This is a genomic window from Spiroplasma endosymbiont of Sarcophaga variegata (assembly GCF_965178695.1).
In the GTDB taxonomy this organism is placed as follows: domain Bacteria; phylum Bacillota_I; class Bacilli_A; order Mycoplasmatales; family Mycoplasmataceae; genus Spiroplasma; species Spiroplasma poulsonii.
In genome coordinates this window covers 186280-198470 of the sequence record NZ_CBCXVU010000001.1, presented here as the reverse complement: position 1 = coordinate 198470, position 12191 = coordinate 186280, and the positions used below count along the sequence as shown (strand labels likewise).

Genomic DNA, 12191 nt, shown 5'->3' with positions numbered 1-12191 from the left:
AAAACACCTCTTTTTCTAGTTATTTTTAACCAAAAAAGCGGGATTTTCCTGTTTGAAATTATAATCAACAATGATAAACTTTACGATAGCCAGCTTTTAAAACAACACTTAAAAGGGCAAACAATAGCACTCCACCCCCTAAAAAAGCATATCAAATTGGTGGTGGCGGTGATAATTGCAATCACATATGAACATTAGGAATATACGGCAAGGCAAACACTAGCATTAAAATAAATAAAATCGGTAGAACTAACTGTAAGGGTGGACGATCTTTTCAAAATGCTAATTTATCAGTACGCATAAAGAAAATCATTAGCATATGTAATAACGGCCCCCTCCGTAAACATTGTTGTTTGAAACTGCGAAATTAATTGGGCATTATTGCCTTGACTTGTATCAACACTTCATGTTAAAGCTAACGACGTTAACATAATTCCCATTACAACAAAGTTTAAAATACTCATTAAGGTAACTGATGGGACATTTCATAAGGTAAAGGATAAAATTCCTTTTGTATCTCAACTCCGTGGTTTTTTAATATATTCAGGATTAACATTATCAAACACAACAGCAACTTGTGAAAAATCAAATAATAAGTTTTGAAATAAAATCTGAATTGGCGCCATTGGGGCAAATGATAATCAGGCTGAAGCAATTAATAAACTTAACATTAATCCAAAATTAGCAGCAACTGTTACTTTTAAATATTTAATAATATTAGCAAAAATGCTCCGTCCTTCAATTATTCCTTGTTCTAAGACTAATAATGACTTTTCTAATAAAATAATATCCGATGCCTCTTTGGCAATATCAGTGGCATTATTAACAGAAATTGCAACATCACTTTTTCGTAATGCTAAGGCACCATTAATCCCATCACCCATATAACCAACTTTATGTTTATTTCTTTGTAACGCTTCAATAATCCGCGCTTTTTGTAACGGCGTTAATTTTGCAAAAATATCATGGTTTTCAACAGCAACCGCTAATTGTTCAGGTGTCATATTTTCAACTTCTTCACCAACCAAAACACCGCGTGATTTTAAATTAATTTTATTACAAACAGTTAATGTTGTTTGCGGTGCATCACCTGTTAAAATTTTCATTGTGACACCATATTTATTAATTAATTTTAAAGTACATTGGACATCTTTTTTGATAACATCAGTAAATGATAAAAAACCAAGAAAAATTAAGTTATTTTCATCTTCTAAACTTATTTGATTTTTGTTAATTGGTTTATAAGCAATGGCAATTAAACGAACCCCTTGTTGATTTAATAACAACAAGTTTTCAATAATTTTTAATTTTGCTGTTTTATCAAGCGGGAAAACTTTTTGATCAACTTCATATTGATAGCAAAGATCTAGCATTTCTTCCGTAGCACCCGCAGCACCTTTCGTAATAATTATTTGTTCTGTTTCTGGTTTTTCCGTTAATAAAACCGAAACACGACGACGCATAAAATCAAATGGTAATTCATCTAATAACTGGTAATTTGATGCTAATTTCTTTGTATAGTTAACTTTTTGATATCCAATAATAGCTTCATCAATTTGGTTTTTCATTCCTAATTGAAAATAACTGTTCAAATAACCATATGATAAAACCTTTGGGTCATTAATTTTATTAATATTATAATAATTTTGTAATTCAATTTTATCTTCGGTTAAAGTTCCTGTCTTATCGGTACACAAGATATCAATTGCCCCTAAGTTTTGCACAGCATCAAGTTGTTTAATAACAACTTTTTCTTTTGCTAAGTTTTTACTTCCCCGCGTTAAATTTACCGCAACAATTACTGGCAATAACTCAGGAGTCAAACCAACTGCAACAGAAAAAGCCAAGATTAAAGCTTCTAATCATTGTCCTGTTCGAATTCCATTTAAAATTGGCATCGTGTAGGTGAAGTGCAACAAATCAACTCAGAAAGGAGTTGATTTTTTAATGGAAAGAAAACATTATTTTATTTTACGGTCCTTAGTAACTAAGTATGGAAAAGATAATGTTATTAATACGGTAAATAATATTGTAATTAATAATGAAAAAGAAGATGAATAAATTATCCGCGTAATTTATTAGCGGTAATTTATTCAATATAGTTTATTTTGAGCGTAGCGAACACGCGAAGCGTGCCGCGAAAATTAGATTTTTAGGAGGAATAAGTTATGCCAGTTTGATTAACGACAATTTTTAGTGTTGTTATTATATTAGGTATTTTTGCTTGAATTGGTTTATCAATTTATCAAAAAATTCGTCAAATTCAAGGAAAGAAAAAAGATAAAAAAGAAATTAAAAATAAGGAGGAAAATAAATAGTGTTATGTATGTATTTAACAACAGCAATTAATTTTTTAGCAGTTGGTGATAAGCCTACTATTTCAGATGGAATGGGTTCTATTTGAAGTGGTTTAGGACAAGCTATGATGAAAGTTAAAGAAGCAATTTATGCTGTATTACCACAATTAATGACCTTTTTAGGTGATGCGTGAATTATTTTAATTCCATTTGGTATTTTTGTTATCATTAAGATTTTAAACTTTTTCCGTGTTATGGTTAAAGGATTTTAATATTTATTATTATTGATCATATATCTTAGCTATGGCACACTAGCTTTTATGTGAGTTGATTAAATAATTTTGTTGTTTATTTTTGTATTACACACTGTCTATAAGTTATTATTGAAATTATTAGTAATGAAATAATTGTTTTAAAGTAGGATTTAATAAAAATAAGAATATTTTTATTAGGGGTCATATTAATAGTAGTTTTGGAATATAAATTTTTATAATATTCTTTATAAATATATCTACTTTCTTTTTAAAATTTGTAGGCAGTATGTAGTGCAAAAATATCAATTTAATTATAAATGATTAATTTTATATTTTAATAACTATTATCTTTAATTTTGTCGAAAACTCTTGATGAAATAAAAAAAATCATCAATATGACAATTTGAAAACTAATTTTGTGTAAGATTATGATTTTGCTTTAAATTTTTTAAACGTTAAAATATAATACCGTTGATTGTTGGTTTGGTGTTAAACCTTTGTGTTGGTATTTTCATTTTCAGAGCTTTAAATAATTTTGAATATTAGTGAAACCCAAATCATGATAATGAATTAAGGCTTCTTTAAGACTGGATTGTAATTTACTAATCTTATTTAACTTTTGATAACTAGTATCAGGGTTTGTACTAGTTTTGGTGGAATATAGAGTAGAATTTGTTTGTTTTGCTACTAATAAATATAGTGGTTGCATATCAGAAATAATTATTGATTTTTCTTTAATTAGTTGCTTATTCATATTTTCAATAATCCATTGTTTTTGTAATCTTTTGGTATTGGTGGATTGAACAAAAATATTATTATTGCTATCAACCGCCATTTGAATACAGCATTTGGTATCAGTTGAAAATGGATCGAGATGAGTTTTTCGTTTATCAAATTTATCTTTAAAATTGCCTTTATGAATTTCTTTAATAAATGTTTCATCCATTTGGATTTGACCATTTAATTTTTTAAATTTTAACTGTGTATTTTCTAATTGTTTTGATTGCATTAATTTTTGTCGATTATATCAAGCGGTTTTTGGGGTTGTTTTAATAAAACGAGAAATTATTTTACTAGATTGTCCTAACAATGAAATTTGAATTAATAAATTTCACTGTTCATAATTTAAATGACTTCAATAAGTAAAATGATGACGAAATGCATCAAAACTAGCACGACATTTTTTACATAAATATTTTTGTTTTCCTTCGGAATTATGACCATTTTTAACACAATGAAAAGATTTGCAATTAGGACATATAATGCCTTTATCTCTAAATTTTTGATCAATTTCATTTAAACGTTTTTGTTTTTTAATTAAGTCTGCTTGTTGTTTTATTTTTTCATAAAATTCTAAAAATTGATCATCTGTTAAGCTATTTATTAATTCTGTAATTATTTTTTTCATCATTTATTTACCTCTATATATTAAAAATATACCTAATTTTAGGTATATTTTATAAATATCAAGAGTTTTCGACAAAATTAAAGACTATTATTAAAAATTAAATAGTATTTTTCAGTGTGTCAATTTTTATTATTTTATATATTTAACATTGTTAATAACATTGTTTATTAAACATTAAATAAACAATATATAGCATTATTTATAACATTGTTAATAATCAGTGTTTTTATCAATAAGTAAACAATATATAAACATTAAATATAACATTGTTTATTAAATAAATATTTAGTTAGGAGTTGATAAAATTGAGTAATTTTGTTAAGAAAAATCAAAATATAGAAAATTATTTTATTCGTAAAGAGTTGATAGTTTTTGAAACAGAAAAAGCAAGTTTTATAAATTTACCTAATCATAATCGTCATATTGGTTTTTGGTTGAGTAATAAATTTATTTATCCGAGTGAAAAACACTCAGAACAAGTAGCAATCGGTTTGATTTATGATAATTCTTATCCTATTGTAAAATATGATGAAAATTTAAAACGTCATATTTGAAAGTATTTAACTGGAACAGAATTAATTAATTTGTATAATCAATATAAACAAAATTATTTTAATCGTATGCACAAAGCATTATTTTCAAATGAACCTAAAAAAGTAAAAGTAAATAATAACAATAATAATTTAACAAATTGAAGTGTTGAAAAAGAGCAAGAATTAATTAATGATTTAGAAAGTTTAAATTAAATGAGTTTATATGACTATTGAGTTCAATTTGTTAGTTATATTTTTGGTTCAAATGCCCCTGAATTTTTATATGTTATATCGTTTGTATTATTTATCGTTTTATTTTTGGGGATGTTTTTTAAACTTATTCAAAAAATGTGGAGTTTTTAAAAATGCAAAATGATTGAGAAAAATTAAAAGAGTTTTTTATTCATGTCTTTTTGTTTATAAATAAAACAAATGTTGAAAGTATTACAACTTGGACTTTGACACAGAATGAATATTTAACTTTGATGGTTGGTGTTTGAATTGTTATTTTATTTTTAACTTGGTTTTTGTTATGAATGATTTTTAAAATAGTTGGGTATTTTAAATAATGAAAAAGTTTGTATTTTTCTTAAAAAATTATTGTTATATTAGTAGTTCAATGATTTTGTTTAGTTTAATTGATTTGTTATTTTGAATAATTTCATTAAATTATACTGGTTTAGTATTTTGATTATTATTTGCTTTGCAATGTGTTTATTTTGTATGATGAGTTTGAAAAAACATATTTTATCAGTTAAATGCTTTTCGGTTAGTAAGTTTTGTTTGAGATAATCCGTTATCAGTTATTATTGGTAAATTAGGAACCGGAAAAACTTTACTTTTAACTTATTTATCACAAACTATGAAATTATTAACAGATAAAATTTATAGTAATTATCCGTTAGAAGATGAGAAAGTTAAAGTTTTAACATTTAAAAATTTAGATTTTACAGATAGAACAAAACCAGTTCCCCCTGATGATAGTGTTATTTTATTTGATGAAAGTTATTTATATATTGATGGAACTAGTCCTCACGATGAGAAAAAAGTCCGTAGTGGTAAAATTCCGTGAATTGTTTTAGCAAGACATTTTGGTAATCGTGCTTTGTTTACAGCACAGCGTGAGGGTATGATTTGAAATAATATCCGACAATTAGCAAGTGGTATTATTATTCCAATTTCACTTAAAAAACCGATTGCTAAAAAAGGATTTAATTTTTTTAATCGTTTCTTTATTATGCGAATTGGTATTTTTCAAGATATTACGGATTATGAAATTTGAAAAACAAAATCAGTAGAACGAACAGCAGAAGGTAAACGAGTAAAACATAAGTCAGATGTTGGTTTAGGAATTCGGTTTTTTAAAATAATTATTCCGTTAGAATTTGCACAGAAATATGATAGTCAATGATTAAAGTTTGTTCGTGATTTAAAAAATGATGAAATAATTAATAACAAAGAATACTATTGGTCAGAAATTACTAAATTGAGTGTTAAAGAGCGGTTAGAATTGTTTGATATTGATATTTTGAAAAAGAATTTAAAACCTAAAAAAGAAAAAGGAAGTGATAAAAATGATTAATTTGTTGTCAGAAAGTAGTAATTGAGATAAGATTTTTAGTTTTATTTTTGATGTTTTTTTGTTTATTTTTGATGTAATTTGAAATACTAAATTACCAATGACAAATACAACAATTGCTTATTTTATTATTTTTTTTATGGTTGTTAAGTTATCAATTTATGCAATTCACGGCACAAGAACACAATATAACGAATTAGGTTCAATAGTACAAACGGGGGTATCAAATATTTATTCTGCGACTGCTCGTGGAGTTTCAGATACTAAACAAGGTATGCAAAAACATATTACAGAGCGTAAACAGTTTAAAATTAATCGTAATAAACAACAATTATCAAGTTTAGCAAAACAAGCAAAAACAAGAGAACAAGGATATCGGAGAGTGCATAAATAATGATTAGACTAGTTTTATTGGTTGCGGCAATTGCTATATTTGGTACTGGTTTTATTACAGTTATTATTAATCAATTAACATCAGCAAAAAATATTATTATGGATTTATATAACTCAGATACTTTTTTACTTTCTTTATTTGGTAAGATGGCAATTTTGTTTAGTCATCCGTTAATGTTAACAATATCAAGTTTATATATTGTTGGGTTTATTGTTTCAAAAACATTATATAGTTAGGGGTTGAATTATAAATATGAAAAAATCATTATCTTTATTTGCCATATCTATTTTAGGTATTTTAGGTTTAGTGATTACTTTTATTACTTTAACAGCATTTAAACCCTTAAATCAGCAGAATTATACTGTTAATTAACAAACAATGGGAATGAATGAAACTGATTTTATTAATACAATGTTTTTACGCAGTAGTTTTTTTGAAAACTGGTCTGAAACAAATTACTTTATTAATCCAACTCTAAAAACATCACAAACATTAACTTATAATGATAAATGATATTTAGACTTTTTAAAGGGTAGTTATTCAACGGGAATTTCATTTGATAAGCCTGGTGATGGGTTTATGGATTTATATAAAAATTGAGATACTTATGCTAACAATATAATATTGATAAATTCTATGATGTTGATAAAAAACAATTTTTAAAAGAATTAACTAATTTTTCTTATTCTTTTGCTAAGTATTTTAATACTGTGGAAGTTATTAATAAATTAGAAAGAGGTATTGATAATTTACAATTAGTTAAAATGATTAATGAGTTTTGAATACAAATTCCTAGAACACAGGCACCTAATAAAGAATTTTTAACTGCTAATAATAAATGATATTTTTATGGAGAAAAAAGAAATGGTCAATATTTGCTTACAAAATTTTATTTTGATAATAATTTTATTAAAAATCAAAACACTTGATGACAACACTTAAAAAATGATTCAGATTTTATTTGAAACTATAATTTAGTATATCGTTGAGATGGAAACGGTGAACCAGAATTACCCGTTGTCTTTAATTTTGTCGAAAACTCTTGATATTTATAAAATATACCTAAAATTAGGTATATTTTTAATATATAGAGGTAAATAAATGATGAAAAAAATAATTACATAATTAATAAATAGCTTAACAGATGATCAATTTTTAGAATTTTATGAAAAAATAAAACAACAAGCAGACTTAATTAAAAAACAAAAACGTTTAAATGAAATTGATCAAAAATTTAGAGATAAAGGCATTATATGTCCTAATTGCAAATCTTTTCATTGTGTTAAAAATGGTCATAATTCCGAAGGAAAACAAAAATATTTATGTAAAAAATGTCGTGCTAGTTTTGATGCATTTCGTCATCATTTTACTTATTGAAGTCATTTAAATTATGAACAGTGAAATTTATTAATTCAAATTTCATTGTTAGGACAATCTAGTAAAATAATTTCTCGTTTTATTAAAACAACCCCAAAAACCGCTTGATATAATCGACAAAAATTAATGCAATCAAAACAATTAGAAAATACACAGTTAAAATTTAAAAAATTAAATGGTCAAATCCAAATGGATGAAACATTTATTAAAGAAATTCATAAAGGCAATTTTAAAGATAAATTTGATAAACGAAAAACTCATCTCGATCCATTTTCAACTGATACCAAATGCTGTATTCAAATGGCAGTTGATAGCAATAATAATATTTTTGTTCAATCCACCAATACCAAAAGATTACAAAAACAATGGATTATTGAAAATATGAATAAGCAACTAATTAAAGAAAAATCAATAATTATTTCTGATATGCAACCACTATATTTATTAGTAGCAAAACAAACAAATTCTACTCTATATTCCACCAAAACTAGTACAAACCCTGATACTAGTTATCAAAAGTTAAATAAGATTAGTAAATTACAATCCAGTCTTAAAGAAGCCTTAATTCATTATCATGGTTTGGGTTTCACTAATATTCAAAATTATTTAAAGCTCTGAAAATGAAAATACCAACACAAAGGTTTAACACCAAACCAACAATCAACGGTATTATATTTTAACGTTTAAAAAATTTAAAGCAAAATCATAATCTTACACAAAATTAGTTTTCAAATTGTCATATTGATGATTTTTTTTATTTCATCAAGAGTTTTCGACAAAATTAAAGATTTTTTTGGTTTAAAATTGATTAATTTTAGAGATGTTTTAATTGATGAAACTAATACTAATAAAAATCAATTTGAAAAACTATTAAATAGTATGTTTACGGTTTCCCAAAATTTTTATAAAGATTATTTACGTACCATTTTTGATTTAGAAAATGATACTTATGTACAAGAATATAATAAAAAATATGGTTTATTAGCAAATAATGGTTTTAAAATTTATCCTCGTTATTTTTATTTTTCTGATAAATACAATCAATTAGACATTAAATTGTATTCAGCATTTAAAAATCGGTTTTATAATACAAATTATGGTAATGTATTTAATTATGATTTTTCAGTTGCAAATAATTATAATATTAATCAAAATGAAGGTTATGTTTTTGAAGGTGCTTTAAAAGATAAATACGGTTTAAAATACAAAAAAATTGAAGAACAAAAAATCGGTTATAATGTTTTTGAATTACAAGCCCAAAAAGAAAATGATATGTACCGTTATTATGATTTTAATTTTGGGATTTACAACTGACAAGAAATAAATAATGGCGGGTTGTTTCCTGATGGACAATGATGACAAGCCCAATATGAAAGTTGTAGTTGATATAATTTAGCGTGTCATATAAAAAATGCTGCAATTTGAATTGTAAATAATATTCCCGGTGTTAAACAAGTAAACGAATTAGCAAGCGGTGTTGGTAAAATATTTCAAACAATATATAGTTTTTTTAGTCAAACATTTGAGGTATGAAAATTTAGTCCAGCATTATATAATACAATAACAAATATATTCCTATTAATTATCTTTATGAAGTTTGTTCGATTAATTTAAAAAAGGACTTGTTAGTCCTTTTATTCTTTTCAATCAATTATTAGTCCTGTGTCTTTATTAATTTCTGGTATTTGTGGTTCATTGTTTTTATTTCAACGATATACTAAATTATAGTTTCAAATAAAATCTGAATCATTTTTTAAGTGTTGTCATCAAGTGTTTTGATTATTAATAAAATTATTATCAAAATAAAATTTTGTCGTTATATAATTATTTTCATATTTATTCTTTAATTTTGTCGAAAACTCTTGATATTTATAAAATATACCTAAAATTAGGTATATTTTTAATATATGGAGGTAAATAAATGATGAAAAAAATAATTACAGAATTAATAAATAGCTTAACAGATGATCAATTTTTAGAATTTTATGAAAAAATAAAACAACAAGCAGACTTAATTAAAAAACAAAAACGTTTAAATGAAATTGATCAAAAATTTAGAGATAAAGGCATTATATGTCCTAATTGCAAATCTTTTCATTGTGTTAAAAATGGTCATAATTCCGAAGGAAAACAAAAATATTTATGTAAAAAATGTCGTGCTAGTTTTGATGCATTTCGTCATCATTTTACTTATTGAAGTCATTTAAATTATGAACAGTGAAATTTATTAATTCAAATTTCATTGTTAGGACAATCTAGTAAAATAATTTCTCGTTTTATTAAAACAACCCCAAAAACCGCTTGATATAATCGACAAAAATTAATGCAATCAAAACAATTAGAAAATACACAGTTAAAATTTAAAAAATTAAATGGTCAAATCCAAATGGATGAAACATTTATTAAAGAAATTCATAAAGGCAATTTTAAAGATAAATTTGATAAACGAAAAACTCATCTCGATCCATTTTCAACTGATACCAAATGCTGTATTCAAATGGCAGTTGATAGCAATAATAATATTTTTGTTCAATCCACCAATACCAAAAGATTACAAAAACAATGGATTATTGAAAATATGAATAAGCAACTAATTAAAGAAAAATCAATAATTATTTCTGATATGCAACCACTATATTTATTAGTAGCAAAACAAACAAATTCTACTCTATATTCCACCAAAACTAGTACAAACCCTGATACTAGTTATCAAAAGTTAAATAAGATTAGTAAATTACAATCCAGTCTTAAAGAAGCCTTAATTCATTATCATGGTTTGGGTTTCACTAATATTCAAAATTATTTAAAGCTCTGAAAATGAAAATACCAACACAAAGGTTTAACACCAAACCAACAATCAACGGTATTATATTTTAACGTTTAAAAAATTTAAAGCAAAATCATAATCTTACACAAAATTAGTTTTCAAATTGTCATATTGATGATTTTTTTTATTTCATCAAGAGTTTTCGACAAAATTAAAGTATTTATTTATATAAAAATATCATTTATTAGTAGCAGTTAAAAATTCTTTATTAGGCGCCTGTGTTCTAGGAATATTAGTTCATTTGCTATTTTCTGGTAGTTGTTGTGGTTCTGGTGTAGGTTTATTACCCCCCCCCCGTTTTCATTATTATTTGGTTTTTCACAACTAATTAATGTTGTTGTACTTGTTGCTGTTAATCAGATTACTCCTAAAATACTTAGTAACTTTTTCATATTTTACTTCTCCTTTATTAAAATTACTTGAATGCCATAATTGATTTTATCATATATCAATAATGTATTAAATAATTTTAATATTAAATTTATAAATTAATGAAAGGTATATAAATGTTATGTATAGTCATTTAAGTTTTATTGATAAGGTTAAATTGGAAAAATTATTATTATCAAAATTATTTTTAAAAAAGAATGGTGAAATAAATATTGCACAGATTGCTAAATGTTTGAACAGAAATCGTAGTACTATTTTGCGAGAAATTAAGCGTTTTAAAACTATTGATGAATATAGTGCTTATAAGTCAGATAAAATGTATTATGAGAAAAGAAAAAAGAATAATAAAAGATATAAGTTTACAGAAGAACAATTAAATTTTATTAATATAAGATTTAATGTTTATCGTGATTCTCCATCACAACTTATTCATCGTTATTTTCTAAAGTTTGGTATTAAATTTCCTGTTTGTGTTAAAACATTGTATAAATGAATTCGTTTGGGTTTTTATGGTTTTTTAAAACAGAATTTACGTCATCGTGGTAAAAAATATAAAACAAAAGGAAAATTTGATAATAGTGGTAAATTAATTAATTTTAAATCAATATGAGATATTGAGAATAAAGAGACTGCTGTTGGTTGATTTGAAATGGATACCATAGTTGGAAAAGAGCATCAATCTAGTAATTTGGTTTTAGTTGAACAAAATAGTAAAAGTTATTTTGTTATGAAATTAAAAAATCATACTGCTAATGAAGTTGTGGAAAAGTTTAAAGATATTGTTATAAGTAATAATTTATTTGGGAAAATTAAAGGAATAATAACTGATAGAGGAAAAGAATTTAGTAAATGAAGAGAATTAGAAATATTTGCTGAAACACAAGTTTATTTTTGTGACCCCGGTAAACCACAACAAAAACCATTAATTGAATATATGAATTCTGAACTTAGACAATGATTTCCTAAGGGAACTGATTTTAATAATGTTAGTCAACAAAAAATAAATTGAGTAGTTAATGTTATAAATGATAAATTAAGGCCTGTTCTTAATTGAAAAACAGCAAAAGAGGTATTTTCAGATAATTTTAAATAGGTTTATTTGAAGTAATTTAATAAATTATTTTTTAGTGTG

At 24.6% G+C, this 12191-nt stretch carries 15 protein-coding genes and 3 pseudogenes; 14 read left to right on the top strand and 4 right to left on the bottom strand.

The annotated features are described in order from the left end of the window. Positions 1 to 58: 58 nt before the first annotated feature. Together ACOBME_RS01225 and ACOBME_RS01220 are read right to left on the bottom strand one after the other, a co-directional pair. The gene (locus ACOBME_RS01225) at positions 59 to 319 is read right to left on the bottom strand and encodes a hypothetical protein (RefSeq protein ID WP_338963265.1); all 261 of its coding nucleotides are present in this window, start codon (positions 317 to 319) and stop codon (positions 59 to 61) included. Beyond that, complete coding sequence (locus ACOBME_RS01220) at positions 288 to 1898, bottom strand: HAD-IC family P-type ATPase (RefSeq protein ID WP_338963267.1); 1611 nt, start codon at positions 1896 to 1898, stop codon at positions 288 to 290. Before ACOBME_RS01220 ends, ACOBME_RS01225 begins: the two co-directional genes overlap by 32 nt. Positions 1899 to 1905: 7 nt before the next feature. On the opposite strand from ACOBME_RS01220, the gene ACOBME_RS01215 reads away from it, so the two are divergent. From ACOBME_RS01215 to ACOBME_RS01205, 3 genes are all read left to right on the top strand, one after another. Further along, on the top strand, positions 1906 to 2061 hold the full coding sequence (locus tag ACOBME_RS01215; RefSeq protein ID WP_338966611.1) for a hypothetical protein: 156 nt from the start codon (positions 1906 to 1908) through the stop codon (positions 2059 to 2061). 107 nt (positions 2062 to 2168) lie between these two features. Further along, entirely contained in the window at positions 2169 to 2318 is a 150-nt protein-coding gene (locus ACOBME_RS01210; protein ID WP_338963269.1) for a hypothetical protein, read from the top strand. After that, on the top strand, positions 2318 to 2569 hold the full coding sequence (locus tag ACOBME_RS01205) for a hypothetical protein (RefSeq protein ID WP_338963270.1): 252 nt from the start codon (positions 2318 to 2320) through the stop codon (positions 2567 to 2569). The genes ACOBME_RS01210 and ACOBME_RS01205 overlap by 1 nt, the downstream gene beginning before the upstream one ends. A gap of 430 nt (positions 2570 to 2999) precedes the next feature. On the opposite strand, the gene ACOBME_RS01200 is transcribed toward ACOBME_RS01205, so the two are convergent. Continuing rightward, positions 3000 to 3962, bottom strand: coding sequence for a transposase (locus ACOBME_RS01200; protein WP_419334007.1), 963 nt, complete (start codon positions 3960 to 3962; stop codon positions 3000 to 3002). A 302-nt stretch (positions 3963 to 4264) separates the two neighbouring features. Here ACOBME_RS01200 and ACOBME_RS01195 point away from each other — a divergent pair, with 302 nt between their 5' ends. From ACOBME_RS01195 to ACOBME_RS01150, 10 genes and pseudogenes are all read left to right on the top strand, one after another. Continuing rightward, positions 4265 to 4705 (top strand): DUF3627 domain-containing protein, encoded by a 441-nt coding sequence (locus ACOBME_RS01195; protein ID WP_338963272.1) that lies wholly within the window; start codon positions 4265 to 4267, stop codon positions 4703 to 4705. A gap of 152 nt (positions 4706 to 4857) precedes the next feature. Then, positions 4858 to 5061 carry a DUF2649 family protein gene (locus ACOBME_RS01190; protein ID WP_126821076.1) on the top strand — a complete coding sequence of 68 codons (204 nt, stop codon included), beginning with the start codon at positions 4858 to 4860 and terminating at the stop codon, positions 5059 to 5061. Continuing rightward, complete coding sequence (locus ACOBME_RS01185; RefSeq protein ID WP_419334005.1) at positions 5061 to 6074, top strand: hypothetical protein; 1014 nt, start codon at positions 5061 to 5063, stop codon at positions 6072 to 6074. Before ACOBME_RS01190 ends, ACOBME_RS01185 begins: the two co-directional genes overlap by 1 nt. Next, positions 6067 to 6465 (top strand): hypothetical protein, encoded by a 399-nt coding sequence (locus tag ACOBME_RS01180; RefSeq protein WP_338963282.1) that lies wholly within the window; start codon positions 6067 to 6069, stop codon positions 6463 to 6465. Before ACOBME_RS01185 ends, ACOBME_RS01180 begins: the two co-directional genes overlap by 8 nt. Beyond that, on the top strand, positions 6465 to 6701 hold the full coding sequence (locus ACOBME_RS01175) for a hypothetical protein (RefSeq protein ID WP_004027616.1): 237 nt from the start codon (positions 6465 to 6467) through the stop codon (positions 6699 to 6701). The genes ACOBME_RS01180 and ACOBME_RS01175 overlap by 1 nt, the downstream gene beginning before the upstream one ends. A 16-nt stretch (positions 6702 to 6717) precedes the next feature. Then, positions 6718 to 7227, top strand: a pseudogene (locus ACOBME_RS01170) (spiroplasma phage ORF1-like family protein); the annotation flags it as partial. Between the two features lie 363 nt (positions 7228 to 7590). Continuing rightward, positions 7591 to 7803 (top strand): annotated as a pseudogene (locus ACOBME_RS01165) (transposase-like zinc-binding domain-containing protein); the annotation flags it as partial. An 84-nt stretch (positions 7804 to 7887) separates the two neighbouring features. Continuing rightward, on the top strand, positions 7888 to 8529 hold the full coding sequence (locus ACOBME_RS01160) for a transposase (protein ID WP_338963553.1): 642 nt from the start codon (positions 7888 to 7890) through the stop codon (positions 8527 to 8529). A gap of 99 nt (positions 8530 to 8628) precedes the next feature. Beyond that, positions 8629 to 9456: pseudogene (locus ACOBME_RS01155) on the top strand (spiroplasma phage ORF1-like family protein); the annotation flags it as partial. A gap of 307 nt (positions 9457 to 9763) precedes the next feature. Continuing rightward, a complete protein-coding gene (locus ACOBME_RS01150; RefSeq protein ID WP_338963247.1) occupies positions 9764 to 10726 on the top strand; it encodes an IS1/IS1595 family N-terminal zinc-binding domain-containing protein in 963 nt (320 codons plus the stop codon). Positions 10727 to 10863: 137 nt separating this feature from the next. Here ACOBME_RS01150 and ACOBME_RS01145 read toward each other — a convergent pair whose 3' ends face one another. Beyond that, on the bottom strand, positions 10864 to 11061 hold the full coding sequence (locus tag ACOBME_RS01145; protein WP_419334001.1) for a lipoprotein: 198 nt from the start codon (positions 11059 to 11061) through the stop codon (positions 10864 to 10866). Positions 11062 to 11180: 119 nt separating this feature from the next. On the opposite strand from ACOBME_RS01145, the gene ACOBME_RS01140 reads away from it, so the two are divergent. Further along, a complete protein-coding gene (locus ACOBME_RS01140; RefSeq protein WP_338963305.1) occupies positions 11181 to 12152 on the top strand; it encodes an IS30 family transposase in 972 nt (323 codons plus the stop codon). Positions 12153 to 12191: the final 39 nt, after the last annotated feature.